Origin of the sequence: Streptomyces sp. NPDC051320 (genome assembly GCF_040682175.1) — a bacterium.
Taxonomy (GTDB): domain Bacteria; phylum Actinomycetota; class Actinomycetes; order Streptomycetales; family Streptomycetaceae; genus Streptomyces.
In genome coordinates this window covers 413,475-431,631 of sequence record NZ_JBFBAL010000003.1, presented here as the reverse complement: position 1 = coordinate 431,631, position 18,157 = coordinate 413,475, and the positions used below count along the sequence as shown (strand labels likewise).

Sequence of the window (18,157 nt, the reverse complement as noted above, 5' to 3'; positions counted from 1 at the left end):
GGGCGGTCAGGCGGCCGGCACCGCGGAGAGCGCGGCCTTGAGCCCCTCCGGGTCGCGGGTCGAGAGATACGCGTACGGAGTCGGGTCGGACGGATCGGTGATCTCCACCCGCAGTGCCGTCGTCACGTAGCTGCGCAGCAGCATGAAGGCCCGCGGATCGGCCTTGTAGGAGCGCCAGGCGATGGTCTCCTCCGCATCCAGCACCGTGGCCTCCCCGAGCGCCGACAGCGGGATCTTCGCGTCGCCGGCGACCAGTGAGTCCGCTACCACCCGGATGCGCACCGAGCCGTACGAACTCACCACGGCGCCCGCCACCGCGGCGCCCCCGACGAGCCCGCCGAGCATCGGCAGAGTACCGAGCGGCAGCAGGATCAGCGCACCCGCGATGCCGACGAGGAGGGCGATCAGCCACCAGGCGCGGGGTGCGGTGAGACGTTCTTCGTAGGGCTGCATGCGGTCAAGCTTGGCATGGTGCGGCCGCTGTGTGTTCGCGCGGGTAATGTTCGCGCCTGTGACACGAACATCTGCAGCGCTGACGCCCCCGGCCGACGCCATAGCGCCGGTGCGCCATCCCGATGCCCCGGCACCCGGTGAGCTTCTCGGGGCGCACTACGCGCACTGCTTCGGCTGTGGCGAGGGGCAGCCGCACGGACTGCACCTGCAGGCGAGGGCCGGCGAGGGCGTGCGGGTGACCGCCGAGTTCACCGTGAAATCCGCCCACCAGGGCGCGCCGGGCCTGGCGCACGGCGGAGTGCTGGCGTCCGCGCTGGACGAGACGCTGGGTTCCTTGAACTGGCTGCTGCGGGTGATCGCGGTGACCGGACGGCTGGAGACCGACTACGTGCGGCCGGTGCCGGTGGGCACTCTGCTCCACCTGGAGGCCGAGGCGACCGCTGTACGCGGACGTAAAATCTATTCCAGGGCGACCGGGCGGATCGGTGGCCCGGACGGGCCGGTCGCGGTCCGTGCCGACGCCCTGTTCATCGAGGTCAAGGTCGATCACTTCACCGAGAACGGACGCCCGGAGGATATCCGGGCGGCGATGGCCGACCCCGACCAGACCAAGCGCGCCAGGGCCTTCGAGGTGAACCCATGAGCCGTGACCCCGTCGACGTACTGATCCGCCGGGTCGATCCCGAGGTGCCGGTCCCGGCATACGGGCACCCCGGCGACGCGGGGGTGGATCTGGTGACGACCGAGTCCGCCGAGATCGCGCCCGGCGAACGCGTGGTGCTTCCCACCGGGGTGTCTGTGGCGCTCCCCGACGGGTACGCGGCCTTCGTGCACCCGCGATCCGGTCTGGCCGCCCGCTGCGGAGTAGCCCTGGTGAATGCCCCAGGGACGATTGATGCCGGGTACCGTGGGGAGATCAAGGTGATCGTGGTCAATCTCGACCCGCGCGAGAGCGTGCGGTTCGAGCGCTTCGACCGGATTGCCCAGCTGGTCGTCCAGCAGGTCGAGAAGGTGCGCTTCCACGAGGTGGCGGAACTTCCCGGCTCGGCACGGGCCGGCGGGGGCTTCGGGTCCACCGGCGGCCATGCCGCTGTGGGCGCCACAACGGGTGGGAATCGATACGCTTCGGTCGTATCCGACCGGGAAGGACAGTGACGTGTTCGGACGTCGCAAGAAGAGCGGTTCCGCCGAGGACACGGCGGACGAGGCCGAGCAGGTCGTCGACGAAGTCGACAGCGAGCGGGCTGACGTGAGCGAGCCGCACAGGTCGAACCTGCCGCCCGCCCCCCGGCCCGACGGTCCCTGGGACAGCTCCGAGGTGAGTGCGGCAGGCGAGGGCCGGGTGGACCTCGGCGGCCTCTTCGTGCCCGGAGTCGAAGGCATGGAGCTGCGCGTGGAGGTCGCCGGTGACGCCATCGTCGCGGCCACCGTCGTGTTGCGGGACAGCGCCGTCCAGTTGCAGGCCTTCGCGGCTCCCAAGAAGGAAGGCATCTGGGGCGAGGTACGCGAGGAGATCGCCTCGGGCATCACGCAGCAGGGCGGCATCATCGACGAGGTCGAGGGCCCGCTCGGCTGGGAGTTGCGGGCCCAGGTGCCCGTGCAGCTCCCGGACGGCACCAATGGTGTGCAACTGGTGCGCTTCGTCGGCGTGGACGGGCCGCGCTGGTTCCTGCGCGGCGTGATCTCCGGCCAGGGCGCGGTGCAGCCGGAGGCTGCCGGCGTGCTCGAGCAGATCTTCCGGGACACCGTGGTGGTCCGCGGTGAGGGGCCGATGGCCCCCCGGGATCCGATCGTCCTCAAGCTCCCCGACGACGCCCAGATGATGCCCGACGGTGTGCAGCAGGAGGACCAGGAGGGCTCGCGCTTCTCCGGTGGCATGGGCCAGCTTCAGCGCGGACCCGAGATCACCGAGGTGCGCTGAGGCGCCGATCCGCAACGACATCAGAGGCCGGTGGCCCGCACTCCCGCAGGGGAGTGCGGGCCACCGGCTTTCTCGCTGTGGCGGTAGTCGGCCGCTCCCGCGGGCGTAGGGATCGCGTCAAGGGCGGGTCGCTTCACGTATGAGGGCCGTCAACGGACGGCTCGGGCGCCGCGCGTGGAGGTTTCCTCGAAGAGTCCGATCCGTCGCACTCTTTCAGGAGCTCACGATGGCCGATGTGGCCTTCGTCGTCACCACGCTCGCGGTCTTCGCGCTGGTGGCGCTCATCGCCAAGGGGGTGGCGAAGCTGTGACTGCCGAGAACATCGTCGGTCTGCTCATCGCCGTTGCCCTGCTGGGATACCTCGTCGTCGCCCTGGTCCGTCCGGAGAGGTTCTGAGCCCCGATGAGCCCCGTCCTCTCCGGTGTGCTCCAGATGCTCGCGCTGATCGTGGCGCTGGGCCTGGCATACCGCCCACTCGGCGACCACATGGCCGCCGTCTACGCCTCCGGCAGGCATCTGCGGGTGGAGAAGTGGATCTACCGAGTCATCGGCGCGGATCCGGACACCGGAATGCGGTGGCCGGCCTACCTGCGCGGAGTCCTCGGCTTCTCCCTGGTGAGCGTTCTCTTCCTCTACTTGATGCAGCGACTGCAGGGTTCGCTCCCCGGTTCGCTCGGCTTCTCCTCGATCGCCCCGGCGCAGGCCTTCAACACCGCCGTGTCCTTCGCCACGAACACCAACTGGCAGTCGTACTCCGGCGAGCAGACCATGGGCCACGTCCTGCAGACCGGTGGTCTCGCGGTGCAGAACTTCGTCTCGGCGGCGGTGGGCATGGCTGTCGCCATCGCGCTGGTCCGGGCCTTCGCCATCCCCCACTCCCGGCTTCGCTCGAGCCCGGGGACCCCCACCCGTACCGGTGAACTGGGCAACTTCTGGTCGGACCTGGTCCGTGGCACCGTCCGCATCCTGCTCCCGATCGCCGTCGTCGCCGCACTGGTGCTGGTCGCCTGCGGCGTCATCCAGAACTTCTCCGGAATCCACCAGGTCGGCCAGTTCGCCGGCGGGCACAGCCAGCAGTGGAACGGCGGCGCCGTCGCCTCCCAGGAGGCCATCAAGGAGCTGGGCACCAACGGCGGCGGTTACTTCAACGCCAACTCCGCCCACCCCTTCGAGAATCCCGACGGCGGGTCCAACCTCCTGGAGATCTTCCTGCTCCTGGTGATCCCGTTCGCGTTGACCCGCACCTTCGGCCGGATGGTCGGCTCCGTCAAGCAGGGCCACGCCATCCTCGCCACGATGGTGACGATCTGGATCGGCTTCACGGCACTGATGATGTGGACCGAGTTCCACCACGGGGGCCCCGCTTTCACCATCGCGGGCGGCGCCATGGAGGGCAAGGAGGACCGTTTCGGCATAGCCGGCTCGTCGGTCTTCTCGGTGGCGACGACGCTCACCTCGACCGGAGCGGTCAACTCCGTCCACTCGTCCTTCACCGGTTTCGGTGGTGGCATCACGATGCTCGGTATGCAGCTCGGTGAGATCGCGCCCGGCGGCGTCGGCTCCGGCCTCTACGGAATGCTGATCATGGCGATCATCGCGGTGTTCATCGCGGGATTGATGGTCGGCCGTACACCGGAGTACCTGGGCAAGAAGATCGGCACCCGCCAGATCAAGTTCGCGGCCTGCTACATCCTCATCACCCCAGCGCTGGTGCTCGGCTTCGCGGCAGCCGCGATGGCCCTGCCCACCCCGGCGCACTCGATGACGAACTCCGGTGCGCACGGCTTCTCCGAGATCCTCTACGCCTACACCTCCGGCGCGAACAACAACGGCTCGGCCTTCGCCGGGCTCAACGCCGACACCCAGTGGTTCAACAGCACCATCGGAATCGCGATGCTGCTCGGCCGCTTCGTGCCCATGGTGTTCGTGCTCGCGCTGGCCGGCTCGCTCGCCGAACAGCGGTCGGTGCCCGCGACCGTGGGCACGCTCCGTACCCACACGCCGCTCTTCGCCGGACTGCTGACCGGCAGCATTCTCATCGTCACCGGCCTGACCTACTTCCCCGCGCTGGCGCTGGGACCGCTCGCCGAGGGACTGGCGTCATGACCACACTCCCGCAGCGGGACGACCCGAAACACGATGACCGGCAACACGACGACCCGAGACGGGAGGGCCCGATGTCCGCCGTCACTCCGGCCCGCGTACCGCAGCACGAGCCCACCGCGCAGCCGACCGGTGACGGGGCCGAAGGGCGCGTCGCGAGCGGGCTGTTCGACGCGGGGCAGCTGATCAGATCCTTCCCGGAGGCGGTCAGGAAGCTCGACCCGCGGACGATGATCAAGTCACCCGTGATGTTCGTGGTCGAGGTCGGCTCGGTCCTCACCACCGTGCTGGCTCTCCGGGACGCGGGGGACTGGTTCGGCTGGGCGATCACCGGCTGGCTGTGGCTGACCACGGTCTTCGCCAATCTGGCGGAGGCCGTCGCCGAGGGCCGCGGCAAGGCGCAGGCCGACACGCTCCGCAGGGCGAAGAGCGACACCATCGCGCGACGAGTGACCGGCTCCGGCGAGGAGCAGGTGCCCGGCACCGGTCTGCGGGTCGGGGACCTGGTGGTCTGCGAGGCGGGCGACACCATCCCCGGTGACGGCGATGTCGTCGAGGGCGTCGCCTCGGTCGACGAGTCGGCGATCACCGGTGAATCGGCCCCCGTCATCAGGGAGTCGGGCGGCGACCGCTCGGCTGTCACCGGCGGTACGAAGGTGCTGTCCGACCGGATCGTCGTGCGGATCACGACCGAACCCGGGGACACCTTCATCGACCGGATGATCAGGCTTGTCGAGGGCGCGGCGCGGCAGAGGACGCCCAACGAGATCGCGCTGAACATCCTGCTCGCCTCGCTCACCGTCGTCTTCCTGCTCGTGGTCGTCAGCCTCCAGCCCTTCGCGAGATACGCGGGCGCCGAGCAGTCGCTGATCGTGCTGACCGCTCTGCTCGTCTGTCTCATCCCCACCACGATCGGGGCGCTGCTCTCCGCGATCGGTATCGCGGGCATGGACCGTCTGGTGCAGCGGAACGTCCTGGCCATGTCGGGCCGTGCGGTGGAAGCCGCCGGTGATGTCTCCACGTTGCTGCTGGACAAGACCGGCACCATCACCCTCGGCAACCGGCAGGCCGCTGAGTTCGTACCGGTCAGCGGCGTCACGGAGGCCGAACTGGCCGACGCGGCGCAGCTGTCCTCGCTGGCCGACGAGACACCGGAGGGCCGCTCGATCGTCGTACTCGCCGAGGCGAAGTACCACCGGCGTGCACGGGCCCGGGCCGAGCAGGCGGGCGCCGACTGGGTGACCTTCACCGCTCGGACCCGGATGTCGGGCGTGGACGTCGACGGGTGCCGGGTCCGCAAGGGCGCGAGCGGCTCGGTCATCGCCTGGGTCGAGGAACGTGGCGGCGCGGCCGGGCCGGACGTACTACCGCTCACCGAGGCCATCTCCCGGGCCGGTGGTACGCCGCTGCTGGTCGCGGTCGAGGACGCGCACGGGGCCAGGGTGCTGGGCGTCGTCCACCTCAAGGACGTGGTGAAGCCGGGCATGCGGGAGCGATTCGACGAGCTGCGCCGCATGGGCATCAAGACCGTCATGATCACCGGGGACAACCCGCTGACCGCCAAGGCGATCGCGGGCGAGGCGGGCGTCGACGCCTTCCTCGCGGAGGCGACCCCCGAGGACAAGATGGCGCTGATCCAGCGCGAGCAGGCCGGCGGCAAGCTGGTGGCGATGACCGGCGACGGGACCAATGACGCACCCGCGCTGGCCCAGGCGGACGTCGGGGTGGCCATGAACACCGGAACCTCGGCCGCCAAGGAGGCCGGGAACATGGTGGACCTGGACTCCGACCCGACCAAGCTGATCGAGATCGTGGAGATCGGCAAGCAACTGCTGATCACCCGGGGCGCACTCACGACCTTCTCGATCGCCAACGACGTCGCGAAGTACTTCGCGATCATCCCCGCGATGTTCGTGGCGGCTCATCCGGGTCTGGACAGGCTCAACGTCATGCACCTGTCCTCCCCCGAGTCCGCGATCCTCTCCGCGGTGATCTTCAACGCGCTGATCATCGTCGCACTGGTGCCGCTGGCGCTGCGGGGCGTGCGGTACAAGCCGACCGGCGCCGACCAGATGCTCCGGCGCCATCTCGGGATCTACGGACTCGGCGGTCTGATCGCACCGTTCATCGGCATCAAGATCATCGATTTGCTCCTCTCCCTTCTTCCTGGCATCGGGTGACCCTCATGAACAACTCCGTGCGCGGCACCGGGCGGCTGCTCTGGGCCTGCCTGCGTGCCCTCCTCGTACTGACCGTCGTGTGCGGCGTCATCTATCCGATCGCCGTCACGGGCGTGGCGCAGGCGTTCTTCGGCCACCGGGCCAACGGTTCCGAGATCACATCGGGCGGCAGGACCGTGGGATCGTCGCTCATCGGACAGCGGTACGACCTGCCGCTGAAAAGCGGCAGCCCTACGCCGGCGCCCGACCTCCGCTGGTTCCAGCCGCGCCCCTCCAACGGACTGGGCGCCAACAGCGTCAACACCCGTGACAAGCTGCTCGTGTCCGGCGGTACTAACCGCGCCGGTGACGACGCCGAACTGATCAAGTGGGTCAAGGACACCAAGGCCGCGGTCGTCAGGGACAACTCGGTGGGGGGCTACCGGGTCGCGCCGGCGGAGGTGCCGGCCGACGCCGTCACCTCGTCCGGTTCCGGTCTCGATCCGGACATCTCCCCGGCGTACGCCAGGATCCAGACGCACCGGGTCGCCGAGAGGAACCACCTCACCGTGGCGCGGGTCGACAAGTTGGTGGCGGACCACACCACCGGCCGACTCCTGGGCTTCGTCGGTGAGCCCCGGGTCAACGTCCTCGAGCTCAACATCGCGCTCAAGCAGCTGGCCAATCCCTGACGAGCGGCCGCTCCGTCGTTCGCCATTGCCCGCCGAGGCCCCGTCCGACCATACTGACGCCGGTCCGGCAGGACCGGCAGGACCGTGCGGGGGAGTGACCATGACCGAAGACACCAGCGGACGCAGCAGTACGGCCGTGGCCGGGGACCGGGTCGCCGGACCCATGGTGCGGGTGGAGCAATTGCACCGCTCGTACGGCGCGGGGGCCGCCGCCGTCCACGCGCTGCGCGGAGTCTCCTTCGAGGTGGCGCGCGGCGAACTGGTCGCGCTCAAGGGGCGGTCGGGCTCCGGGAAGACGACCCTGCTCAATCTGGTCGGAGGCCTCGACAGCCCGGACCGGGGGCGGATCAGTGTGGATGGCACCGAACTGGTGGGCCTCGGCGAGAACGGCCTGCTCGCGCTGCGCCGGGACCGGATCGGCTTCATATTCCAGTCCTTCGGGCTGATTCCGATCCTGTCGGCGGCGGAGAACGTCGGCGTACCGATGCGGCTGCTCAGGACCGATCCGCGCGAGCGCGAGGAGCGGGTTTCGCTGCTGCTCGGCCTGGTCGGTCTCGCCGACCACACGGCGCAGCGCCCCGGTGAGCTCTCCGGTGGACAGCAGCAGCGGGTCGCCATCGCCAGGGCGCTGGCCAACCGGCCCGCGCTGCTGATCGCCGATGAGCCCACCGGCCAGCTCGACGCGGAGACCGGGCTCGCGGTGATGGAGCTGCTGCGCGCGGTAGTACGGAGCGAGGGCGTCACGGCGCTGGTCGCCACCCACGACGCCCAGCTGCTCGGGCTCGCCGACCGGGTGCTCGAGCTCAGGGACGGGCACATCGTCGACCACGGCTGATCCGTATCGGGCGTCGCCCGGTGTCAGAAATACGTCAAGACGATCACCGGTCACCCGGTCCGCCCGTAATGTCGTGATCCGTGGCCGTAAGGTCGTCGTATGGCACGCGGCAAGCTTCGGATATTCCTCGGTGCGGCACCGGGCGTGGGAAAGACCTACGCCATGCTGTCGGAGGCCCATCGCCGGGTGGAGCGCGGCACGGACTGTGTCGTCGCCTTCGTCGAGCATCACGACAGGCCGCGCACCGAAGTGATGCTGCACGGCCTCGAACAGATCCACCGCCGGGAGATCCACTACCGGGGCGGAGTGTTCACCGAGATGGACCTGGACGCCGTCCTGGACCGCGCGCCCGCCGTTGCCCTGGTGGACGAACTCGCCCACACCAATGTGCCCGGCGCCGGCAACGCCAAGCGCTGGCAGGACGTCGAAGCCCTGCTGCAGGCCGGTATCGACGTCGTCTCCACCGTCAACATCCAGCACCTGGAGTCGCTCGGCGACGTGGTGGAGTCGATAACCGGGGTGCGCCAGCGGGAGACCGTTCCCGACGAGGTGGTCCGGCGGGCCGACCAGCTGGAGCTCGTCGACATGTCGCCCCAGTCGCTGCGCCGGCGGATGGCCCACGGCAACATCTACCAGTCGGACAAGGTCGACGCGGCGCTGTCCAACTACTTCCGCCCCGGCAACCTCACCGCTCTGCGCGAGCTCGCGCTGCTCTGGGTCGCCGACCGGGTCGACGAATACCTCCAGCACTACCGCGGCGAGCACAACATCCGCTCCACCTGGCAGGCCCGCGAACGCATCGCCGTGGGGCTGACGGGCGGGCCCGAGGGCCGCACGCTGATCCGCCGGGCGGCCAGGATGGCGGCCAAGGGCTCCGGCAGCGAGATCCTCGCCGTCTATGTGGCCCGCAGCGACGGCCTGACCTCGGCGTCCCCCAGGGAACTCGCGGTGCAGCGGACCCTGGTCGAGGACCTGGGCGGAACCTTCCACCATGTCATAGGGGAGGACATCCCGTCCGCGCTGCTCGAATTCGCCCGGGGGGTCAACGCCACCCAGATCGTGCTCGGCTCCAGCCGCCGCAAGACCTGGCAGTACATGCTCGGCCCCGGCGTCGGCCAGACGGTGGCCCGTGACTCCGGGCCCGACCTGGACGTTCACATCGTCACCCACGAGGAGGTCGCCAAGGGGCGCGGTCTGCCGGTGGCCCGAGGGGCGCGGCTGGGGCTGGCCCGGATCGTCTGGGGCTGGCTGGCCGGTGTGGTCGGCCCGGTGGTCCTCACCGTGCTGCTGACCAACATGAACGCGGACCTCGGCCTGGCCAACGACATGCTGCTGTTCCTGACGCTGACCGTGGCGGCGGCGCTGCTGGGCGGTCTGCTGCCGGCGCTCGCCTCGGCCGCCTTCGGGTCCCTGCTGCTGAACTACTTCTTCACCCCACCGCTGCATCTGCTGACCATCTCCGACTCCAGGAACATCGTGGCCATCGCGGTCTTCGTGTCGGTGGCGGTGGCGGTGGCCTCCGTGGTGGACCTGGCGGCCCGCCGCACCCATCAGGCGGCCAGACTGCGGGCCGAGTCCGAGATCCTCTCCTTCCTGGCCGGCAGTGTGCTGCGCGGCGAGACCACACTCGACGCCCTGCTCGAGCGGGTGCGGGAAACCTTCGCCATGGAGTCCGTGGCACTCCTCGAACGCAAGAGCGACGTCGATCCGTGGACCTGCGCGGGCAGCGTCGGTCCCCGCCCCCTCGCCCGCCCCGAGGACGCCGACGTGGACATGCCGATAGGCGACCACATGGCACTGGCGCTCGCCGGGCGGGTGCTGCCCGCGGAGGACCGGCGTGTACTCGGTGCTTTCGCCGCCCAGGCCGCCGTCGTCCTGGACAGACAGCGCCTCGTCGACGAAGCGGGGGCCGCCCGCAGGCACGCCGAAGGGAACCGCATCCGGACCGCCCTGCTCGCCGCCGTGAGCCACGATCTGCGGACTCCGCTGGCCGCCATCAAAGCGGCCGTCACCTCACTGCGCTCCGACGACGTCTCCTGGTCCGACGAGGACGAGGCAGAACTGCTCGCCGGCATCGAGGAGGGCGCCGACCGTCTCGACCACCTGGTGGGCAACCTCCTCGACGTCTCCCGGCTGCAGACCGGCACCGTCACCCCGCTGATACGTGAGATCGACCTCGACGAAGTGGTGCCGATGGCTCTCGGCGGGGTTCCGGAGGGCAGCACCGAACTCGACATCCCGGAGACCCTGCCGATGGTGGCGGTCGACCCCGGACTTCTGGAGCGGGCCGTCGCCAACATCGTCGAGAACGCCGTCAAGTACCACCCCGGAGAGGTCCCCGTCACCGTGGCCGCCAGCACGATCGGCGATCGTGTGGAGCTGCGCGTCGTCGACCGCGGCCCCGGCGTGCCCGACGAGGCCAAGGAGCGGATCTTCGAACCCTTCCAGCGCCTCGGTGACGCCCCGCGCGGCGTGGGTGTCGGCCTCGGCCTCGCGGTGGCCCGCGGCTTCACCGAGGCGATGGGAGGCACGCTGAACGCCGAGGACACCCCCGGCGGTGGCATGACCATGGTCCTCACACTCAAGGCAGTCACGGGGCGGACTCCCGTGCGGCCGGCCGCGTCGGCACGGCCGGAACCGTCAGCAGAAAGGCAGCTCTCCCTATGACCCGGGTGCTCGTGGTCGAGGACGATCCGCAGATCGTGCGCGCCCTTGTGATCAACCTGAAGGCCCGTAAGTACGAGGTGGACGCGGCGCCGGACGGCGCCACCGCGCTCCAGCGGGCCGCCGCCCGCCACCCCGATGTGGTGCTCCTCGACCTCGGCCTGCCCGACATGGACGGGGTCGAGGTCATCAGGGGGCTGCGCGGCTGGACCAGAGTGCCGATCCTGGTGCTCTCGGCCCGGCACACCTCGGACGAGAAGGTCGAGGCGCTCGACGCCGGCGCCGACGACTACGTCACCAAGCCCTTCGGCATGGACGAGCTCCTCGCCCGGCTGCGCGCGGCGGTACGCAGGGCCGAGCCGGTTGCCCCCGGGTACGGCACCGGCGAGGACGCCGTCTCGCTGGTCGAGACCGCGGGCTTCACGGTCGACCTCGCGGCCAAGAAGGTCCACCGGGACGGCCGCGACGTGCGGTTGACACCCACCGAATGGCATCTGCTGGAGGTGCTGGTGCGGAACACCGGCCGTCTGGTCGGACAGAAGCAGCTGCTCCAGGAGGTCTGGGGCCCCTCCTACGGCACCGAGACCAACTATCTGCGCGTCTACATGGCCCAGCTGCGCCGCAAGCTGGAGGCCGACCCCGCGCACCCCCGGCACTTCGTCACCGAGCCCGGTATGGGGTACCGCTTCGAGCGCTGAACCCCGGAGTTCCGGTACTCGGATCCCCGGTACGCTTCAGTCATGAGTGCTAAGCCGTCCGGCCGCTTCCGTCGGATGATCGACCGGCTGTCGACCTCGCAGGAGGAACTGCACTCCGCGGAGCTGCAGGAGGACACGCAGGCCACGGGGTGCAGCCGGATCTCCGAGTGCAACGACCGCCAGATCGTCAAGGTGACTGGTACCTTGCGCACGGTAACTCTGCGCCCTCGGGCCGGTGTGCCCGCTCTGGAGGCCGAGCTGTTCGACGGCACGGCCCCGCTGGACCTGGTGTGGCTGGGGCGGCGCTCCATCGTGGGCATCGAACCCGGCCGCAAGCTGATCGCCTCCGGCCGGATCTCGATGAGCCACGGCCGGCGGGTGTTGTTCAATCCCAAGTACGAACTGCGACCGCTCGGACAGGAGTAGCCGGTGACGTCTGGTGACAAGCCGACCACAACCGACCAGGACACCGACGCCAGAGCCGTCACGGAGGCGGCTCTTTTCGAGGCCTTCGGCGGCGTGCGGGGCATGGTGGAGACCGTGCTTCCCGGCCTGCTGTTCGTGACCATATTCACGATCCACAAGGACCTGCGCTCCTCGGCGATCGCTGCGGTGGCGGTCTCGCTGGTGCTCCTGGTCGTACGGCTGGCCCGCAAGGACACAGTCAAGCACGCCTTCAGCGGTATCTTCGGCGTCGCCTTCGGCGTGGTCTTCGCCATGATCACCGGTAACGCCAAGGACTTCTACCTCCCCGGCATGCTCTACACGCTGGGCCTGGCAGCCGCGTACCTCATCACCGCTCTCGTGGGCTTCCCGCTGATCGGTGTGATTCTCGGCCCGGTGTTCAAGGAGAACCTCTCCTGGCGTGACCGCAATCCCGGCCGCAAGAAGGCCTACACCAAGGCCAGTTGGGCCTGGGGGCTGATCCTGCTCGCCAAGTGCGCCGTGCTCTTCCCGCTGTACTGGTGGGCCGACACCGCCCAGTTCGGCTGGGTGCTGATCACGCTGAAGATCCCGCCGTTCCTGCTGGCGGTCTATCTGACCTGGGTCTTCCTGGCCAAGGCGCCCGCTCCCATCGACGTGTTCGCGGAGATGGAAGCAGAGGAGCAGGCCGAGAAGGCCGCGAAGGAGGCCCGCAAGGCCGCCGAGGCGCAGCAGAGCGAGGCCTGAACGGCGGCGCTGCGTCAGCGGCGCGGCGTACGAAGAAGGGCCCGGGAACCGCGGTCAGGTTCCCGGGCCCTTCACGTTCTGCATACCGGCCGCTCGGCCACCGGCCCGGGCGGGCCCACTCAGTCGGCGGTGTCTTCTTCCCGCCGCACCGACAGCAGGTCCTCGAGCTGCTCCTCGCGCGCCTGCGCGGCCACGAACAGCAACTCGTCGCCCGGCTCCAGTGTCTCCTCCAGGCTCGGCGTCAACACCCGGGTGCCCCGGATGATGGTGACCAGCGAGGTGTCCTCCGGCCAGGCCACCTCACCGACCTGGGTGCCCGCCAGTGCCGACTCCGGCGGCAGCGTCAGCTCGACGAGGTTGGCGTCGCCGTGGCTGAAGCGCAGCAGCCGTACGAGATCGCCGACACTCACCGCCTCCTCGACCAGGGCCGACATCAGCCGCGGCGTGGAGACCGCGACATCGACGCCCCAGGACTCGTTGAAGAGCCACTCGTTCTTGGGGTTGTTGACCCGGGCCACCACCCGGGGCACCGCGTACTCCGTCTTCGCGAGCAGCGAGACGACCAGGTTGACCTTGTCGTCGCCGGTCGCCGCGATCACCACATTGCAGCGCTGCAGCGCCGCTTCGTCCAGCGAGGTGATCTCGCAGGCGTCGGCCAGCAGCCACTCGGCCAGCGGTACCCGCTCCACCGAGATGGCGGTGGGGGCCTTGTCGACCAACAGGACCTCGTGCCCGTTCTCCAGGAGCTCGCCCGCGATGGAACGTCCCACCGCGCCGGCCCCGGCAATAGCCACCCGCATCAGTGACCGCCTTCCTCGGGGCCCTGCGCGAAGGTCGCTTCGACCTTCGCGACCTCGTCGCTGTGCATCATCACGTGCACCAGATCACCCTCCTGGAGGACGGTCTGGGAAGTGGGCAGCGTCGCCTCACCCAGTCGCGTGAGAAACGCGACGCGCACACCCGTCTCGTCCTGCAGCTGGCTGATCTTGCGACCGATCCACGCCTCCGACGTGTGCACCTCGGCGAGCTGCACGGCGCCGCTCGGGTCGCGCCACAGCGGCTCGGCGCCGGACGGCAGCAGCCGCCGCAGCATCTGGTCGGCGGTCCAGCGGACCGTGGCGACGGTGGGAATCCCCAGCCGCTGGTAGACCTCGGCCCGGCGGGGGTCGTAGATCCTGGCGGCGACGTTCTCGATGCCGAACATCTCGCGGGCGACCCGCGCGGCGATGATGTTGGAGTTGTCCCCGCTGCTCACCGCGGCGAACGCACCGGCCTCCTCGACCCCTGCCTCGCGGAGGGTGTCCTGGTCGAACCCCACCCCGGTGACACGGCGGCCGCCGAACCCGGCGCCCAGGCGGCGGAAGGCCGTGGGGTCCTGGTCGACGACCGCGACCGTGTGCCCCTGCTGTTCGAGGGTCTGCGCGAGAGCGGCTCCCACTCGCCCGCAGCCCATGATGACGATGTGCACGACCGTCCTTCCACCCGTCCGTAAATGTTCGGTCATAAATGTTCCGCCGGAAAAAGTTCCCGCCGGGGAATAAAGGGTCTCAGACGCGGGCCCAAGCTACACACGCACGGTGCCGGTGAGGAGCCCTGCAGGTGCCCCGCTCGGAGATTCCACCGGAACCGGGGGGTGCGGGGTGGGCGCTCTGGATATCGAACGCTTACGATCCTCACCGTGTCCAAACTGACCGACGTGCCCAAACGCATCCTGATCGGCCGGGCGCTGCGTAGCGACAAGCTGGGAGAGACCCTTCTCCCCAAGCGCATCGCGCTCCCCGTCTTCGCCTCCGACCCGCTGTCGTCAGTGGCGTACGCGCCGGGAGAGGTGTTGATCGTCCTCTCCCTCGCGGGTGTGTCGGCCTATCACTTCAGCCCGTGGATCGCGGTCGCTGTCGTGGTGCTGATGTTCACGGTGGTGGCTTCCTACCGGCAGAACGTGCGGGCCTACCCGAGCGGCGGCGGTGACTACGAGGTCGCCACCACCAACCTCGGGCCGAAGGCCGGGCTCACCGTCGCCAGCGCCCTGCTGGTGGACTACGTCATGACCGTCGCGGTGTCGATCGCGTCGGGGGTCGAGAATCTCGGTTCGGCGGTCCCCTTCGTCGTACAGCACAAGGTGCTCTGCGCGGTCGTCATGATCGTCCTGCTGACGCTGATGAACCTGCGCGGCATGAAGGAGTCGGGGAAGCTCTTCGCCATCCCGACCTACATCTTCGTCACCGGCGTCTTCATCATGATCATCTGGGGCGCCTACCGGGGCCTGGTGCTCGGCGACACCATGAGAGCGCCGACCGCCGGACTCACGGTGCACACCGAGCAGACCGGCCTCGCCGGTTTCGCGCTGATCTTCCTGCTGCTCCGGGCGTTCTCGTCCGGTTGTGCGGCCCTGACCGGGGTGGAGGCCATCAGCAACGGCGTACCGGCCTTCCGCAAGCCCAAGAGCAAGAACGCGGCGACCACGCTGGCCATGATGGGCCTGCTGGCCGTCACCATGTTCTGCGGCATCATCGTGCTGGCCATGACCACCGACGTGAAGATGGCGGAGAATCCGGCAGTCGACCTGCTCAGGCACGGCGTCGCGGTGGGTTCCGGCTTCACCCAGGACCCGGTGATCTCCCAGGTGGCCGCCGCGGTCTTCGGCGAAGGCACGTTCTTCTTCGTGGTGCTGTCGGCCGCCACCGCGCTGGTCCTCTTCCTGGCCGCCAACACCGCGTACAACGGCTTCCCGCTGCTCGGCTCGATCCTCGCCCAGGACCGCTACCTGCCCCGCCAGCTGCACACCCGCGGCGACCGGCTCGCCTTCTCCAACGGCATCGTGCTGCTGGCCGGCGCGGCCGCGCTGCTGGTCGTGATCTACGGCTCGGACTCCACCCGGCTGATCCAGCTCTACATCGTCGGCGTGTTCGTCTCCTTCACGCTCAGCCAGATCGGCATGGTGCGGCACTGGAACCGTCACCTGGCGACCGAGCAGGACCAGTCCAAGCGCCGCCACATGATCCGCTCGCGCGCGATCAACGCCTTCGGCGCCTTCTTCACCGGACTGGTGCTCGTCGTCGTCCTGCTCACCAAGTTCACCCACGGCGCCTGGGTCGCCGTGATGGGCATGGCGATCTTCTTCCTGACGATGACCGCGATCCGTAAGCACTACGACCGGGTCTCCGAGGAGATCGCGGCGCCCGACGAGCCGTCCGACGACAGCCTGCGCCCCTCTCGTGTCCACTCGATCGTGCTGGTCTCCAAGGTCCACAAGCCGACGCTGCGCGCTCTCGCCTACGCCAAACTGATGCGTTCCGACCATCTGGAGGCGCTCTCGATCGGCGTCGACCCGGCCGAGACCAAGGCGCTCAAGGACGACTGGGAACAGCGCGGTATCAATGTGCCGCTGAAGATCCTCGACTCGCCGTACCGGGAGATCACCCGCCCGATCATCGAGTACGTGAAGGGGCTGCGCCGCGAGAGCCCGCGCGATGTCGTCTCCATCTACATCCCGGAGTACGTGGTCGGGCACTGGTACGAGCACATCCTGCACAACCAGAGCGCCCTGCGCCTCAAGGGCCGACTGCTGTTCACCCCGGGTGTGATGGTCACATCGGTGCCGTACCAGCTGGAGTCCTCGGAGCTCGCCAAGCAGCGGGCGAAGCGGCGTGCCGACTGGATCGCCCCCGGGTCGGTGCGACGCGGTCCGGTGAGCCAGCGGCCGAAGGAGCACAGTGGTACGGCGGCCCCCAAGGGCAGGAACGGTGGGACCGGCGACTGACCGGTGAGCGGCCGGGCAACACCGACGTAGACTGGTCGGTCGTTGTCCGGCTGTTTTCTTCTTATCCTCTGGAGTCCCCCCGCCATGCAGACAGAACCCACGTCATCGCTGGTCGGGGAGGAGTACGAGGTCGAGGTCGGCCCCGTCGCACACGGCGGCCACTGCATCGCCCGTAACGCCGGGGGCCGCGTCCTCTTCGTACGGCACACGCTGCCCGGCGAGAGGGTCCGGGTGCGGGTGACCGACGGCGACGAGAGCTCCCGCTTCCTGCGCGCCGACGCCATCGAGGTCATCGAGGCGGCCAAGGACCGCGTCGAGGCCCCCTGCCCGTACGCCGGCCCCGGAAAGTGCGGTGGCTGCGACTGGCAGCACGCCAAGCCGGGCGCCCAGCGCCGGCTCAAGGGCGACGTGATCGCCGAACAGCTTCAGCGCCTCGCCGGTCTCACCCCCGAGGAGGCGGGCTGGGACGGCACCGTGATGCCCGCCGAGGGCGACAAGCTGCCCGCGGGCCAGGTGCCCGCCTGGCGCACCCGTGTCCAGTACACGGTGGACGAGCAGGGCCGGGCCGGACTGCGCAAGCACCGCTCGCACGAGGTCGAGGTCATCGAGCACTGCATGATCGCGGCACCGGGCGTCAGCGAACTCGGCATCGAGAAGCGCGAGTGGCCGCAGCTGGCCTCCGTCGAGGCCATCGCCGCCACCGGATCCAACGACCGCCAGGTCGTCCTCACCCCGAAGCCGGGCGGCCGGCTGCCCCTGGTCGAGCTCGACAAGCCGGTCTCGGTCCTGCGGGTCGAGGAGCGCGACGGGGGAGTGCACCGCGTCCACGGTCGCCCCTTCGTCCGCGAGCGGGCCGACGAGCGCACCTACCGCGTCGGCATGGGCGGCTTCTGGCAGGTCCACCCGCAGGCCGCCGAGACCCTGCTCAAGGCCGTGATGCAGGGCCTGATGCCCCGCAAGGGCGACTCGGCCCTCGACCTCTACTGCGGCGTCGGCCTGTTCGCCGGCGCGATCGCCGAACGCGTCGGCGAGCAGGGCGCGGTGCTCGGCATCGAATCCTCCAAGCGCGCCTGCGAGGACGCCCGACACAACCTCAAGGACCTGCCCCGGGTCCGCATCGAGCACGGAAAGGTCGAGTCCGCGCTGCCGCGCACCGGCATCACCGAGACGGACCTGATCGTCCTCGACCCGCCCCGCGCGGGCGCCGGCAAGCAGACCGTCAAGCACCTCGCCGGCCTCGGCGCCCGCCGCATCGCCTACGTCGCCTGCGACCCGGCGGCGCTGGCGAGGGACCTCGCGTACTTCCGGGAGGGCGGGTACAAGGTGCGGGTGCTGCGGGCGTTCGATCTGTTTCCGATGACGCACCATGTGGAGTGCGTCGCGATCCTTGAGCCTGCTGACAAGGGGGCATGACCTGCGGGTTTGTGGCCCGGGTGGATTTGCTCGACCTGTTTCCCTCCGTGCAGCGGGTCAAGCGGACGGATTGACGCTTGCAGGCTGCCTGACCTGCGAATTCATGAGGAAGGTGCTTGCAGCGGCGACGCCTTCAGGGTCTCGTTCGGAAATTCTTGACGCTCAGATGACGCTCGAAACGGAAGCCCAAACTTCACGAACCCCCCGGCTGGGGGCTGTGCGGACTGGACCATCGGCATGGGAACAAGGAATCCGCTACGGGCGCCCCGCTGCACCTCCCCAGCGGCGG

The 18,157-nt window shown here is 69.4% G+C and carries 18 protein-coding genes; 15 read left to right on the top strand and 3 right to left on the bottom strand.

The window, feature by feature from the left end:
- Positions 1 to 6: 6 nt before the first annotated feature.
- Positions 7 to 453, bottom strand: coding sequence for a DUF3093 domain-containing protein (locus AB0M87_RS09620; RefSeq protein ID WP_365851351.1), 447 nt, complete (start codon positions 451 to 453; stop codon positions 7 to 9).
- A gap of 58 nt (positions 454 to 511) precedes the next feature.
- Between AB0M87_RS09620 and AB0M87_RS09615 the strand changes: the two genes are divergently transcribed.
- The 13 genes from AB0M87_RS09615 (at position 512) to AB0M87_RS09555 (ending at position 12,695) form a co-directional block, all read left to right on the top strand.
- Positions 512 to 1,096 (top strand): PaaI family thioesterase, encoded by a 585-nt coding sequence (locus AB0M87_RS09615; RefSeq protein WP_365851350.1) that lies wholly within the window; start codon positions 512 to 514, stop codon positions 1,094 to 1,096.
- Entirely contained in the window at positions 1,093 to 1,608 is a 516-nt protein-coding gene (gene dut / locus AB0M87_RS09610; RefSeq protein ID WP_365851349.1) for a dUTP diphosphatase, read from the top strand. Before AB0M87_RS09615 ends, dut begins: the two co-directional genes overlap by 4 nt.
- A 1-nt stretch (position 1,609) precedes the next feature.
- Entirely contained in the window at positions 1,610 to 2,374 is a 765-nt protein-coding gene (locus AB0M87_RS09605; RefSeq protein ID WP_365851348.1) for a DUF3710 domain-containing protein, read from the top strand.
- 139 nt (positions 2,375 to 2,513) lie between these two features.
- The gene (locus AB0M87_RS09600) at positions 2,514 to 2,684 is read left to right on the top strand and encodes a hypothetical protein (protein WP_365851347.1); all 171 of its coding nucleotides are present in this window, start codon (positions 2,514 to 2,516) and stop codon (positions 2,682 to 2,684) included.
- Positions 2,681 to 2,770: a K(+)-transporting ATPase subunit F gene (gene kdpF / locus AB0M87_RS09595; protein ID WP_365851346.1), complete on the top strand. Its 90-nt coding sequence runs from the start codon at positions 2,681 to 2,683 to the stop codon at positions 2,768 to 2,770. Before AB0M87_RS09600 ends, kdpF begins: the two co-directional genes overlap by 4 nt.
- 6 nt (positions 2,771 to 2,776) lie before the next feature.
- On the top strand, positions 2,777 to 4,480 hold the full coding sequence (kdpA, locus tag AB0M87_RS09590; protein WP_365851345.1) for a potassium-transporting ATPase subunit KdpA: 1,704 nt from the start codon (positions 2,777 to 2,779) through the stop codon (positions 4,478 to 4,480).
- 71 nt (positions 4,481 to 4,551) lie between these two features.
- Positions 4,552 to 6,657 (top strand): potassium-transporting ATPase subunit KdpB, encoded by a 2,106-nt coding sequence (gene kdpB / locus AB0M87_RS09585; RefSeq protein ID WP_365851481.1) that lies wholly within the window; start codon positions 4,552 to 4,554, stop codon positions 6,655 to 6,657.
- A 5-nt stretch (positions 6,658 to 6,662) separates the two neighbouring features.
- A complete protein-coding gene (locus AB0M87_RS09580; protein WP_365851344.1) occupies positions 6,663 to 7,328 on the top strand; it encodes a potassium-transporting ATPase subunit C in 666 nt (221 codons plus the stop codon).
- Between the two features lie 100 nt (positions 7,329 to 7,428).
- Positions 7,429 to 8,163, top strand: coding sequence for an ABC transporter ATP-binding protein (locus AB0M87_RS09575; protein ID WP_365851342.1), 735 nt, complete (start codon positions 7,429 to 7,431; stop codon positions 8,161 to 8,163).
- A gap of 99 nt (positions 8,164 to 8,262) precedes the next feature.
- Positions 8,263 to 10,830, top strand: a complete 2,568-nt coding sequence (locus AB0M87_RS09570) for an ATP-binding protein (RefSeq protein WP_365851341.1) — start codon at positions 8,263 to 8,265, stop codon at positions 10,828 to 10,830.
- Positions 10,827 to 11,525, top strand: coding sequence for a response regulator (locus AB0M87_RS09565; protein WP_365851340.1), 699 nt, complete (start codon positions 10,827 to 10,829; stop codon positions 11,523 to 11,525). Before AB0M87_RS09570 ends, AB0M87_RS09565 begins: the two co-directional genes overlap by 4 nt.
- A 75-nt stretch (positions 11,526 to 11,600) precedes the next feature.
- The gene (locus AB0M87_RS09560) at positions 11,601 to 11,951 is read left to right on the top strand and encodes an OB-fold nucleic acid binding domain-containing protein (RefSeq protein ID WP_365851480.1); all 351 of its coding nucleotides are present in this window, start codon (positions 11,601 to 11,603) and stop codon (positions 11,949 to 11,951) included.
- 3 nt (positions 11,952 to 11,954) lie between these two features.
- The gene (locus AB0M87_RS09555) at positions 11,955 to 12,695 is read left to right on the top strand and encodes a DUF3159 domain-containing protein (RefSeq protein ID WP_365851339.1); all 741 of its coding nucleotides are present in this window, start codon (positions 11,955 to 11,957) and stop codon (positions 12,693 to 12,695) included.
- 119 nt (positions 12,696 to 12,814) lie between these two features.
- Here the strand turns inward: AB0M87_RS09555 and AB0M87_RS09550 are convergent, their stop codons facing one another.
- Both AB0M87_RS09550 and AB0M87_RS09545 read right to left on the bottom strand, forming a co-directional pair.
- Positions 12,815 to 13,495, bottom strand: coding sequence for a TrkA family potassium uptake protein (locus AB0M87_RS09550; protein WP_365851338.1), 681 nt, complete (start codon positions 13,493 to 13,495; stop codon positions 12,815 to 12,817).
- The gene (locus tag AB0M87_RS09545; RefSeq protein ID WP_365851337.1) at positions 13,495 to 14,163 is read right to left on the bottom strand and encodes a TrkA family potassium uptake protein; all 669 of its coding nucleotides are present in this window, start codon (positions 14,161 to 14,163) and stop codon (positions 13,495 to 13,497) included. Before AB0M87_RS09545 ends, AB0M87_RS09550 begins: the two co-directional genes overlap by 1 nt.
- Before the next feature lie 210 nt (positions 14,164 to 14,373).
- Between AB0M87_RS09545 and AB0M87_RS09540 the strand changes: the two genes are divergently transcribed.
- The gene (locus AB0M87_RS09540; RefSeq protein ID WP_365851336.1) at positions 14,374 to 16,455 is read left to right on the top strand and encodes an APC family permease; all 2,082 of its coding nucleotides are present in this window, start codon (positions 14,374 to 14,376) and stop codon (positions 16,453 to 16,455) included.
- An 84-nt stretch (positions 16,456 to 16,539) separates the two neighbouring features.
- Positions 16,540 to 17,868: a TRAM domain-containing protein gene (locus tag AB0M87_RS09535; RefSeq protein ID WP_365851335.1), complete on the top strand. Its 1,329-nt coding sequence runs from the start codon at positions 16,540 to 16,542 to the stop codon at positions 17,866 to 17,868.
- The last annotated feature ends 289 nt before the right edge of the window (positions 17,869 to 18,157 follow it).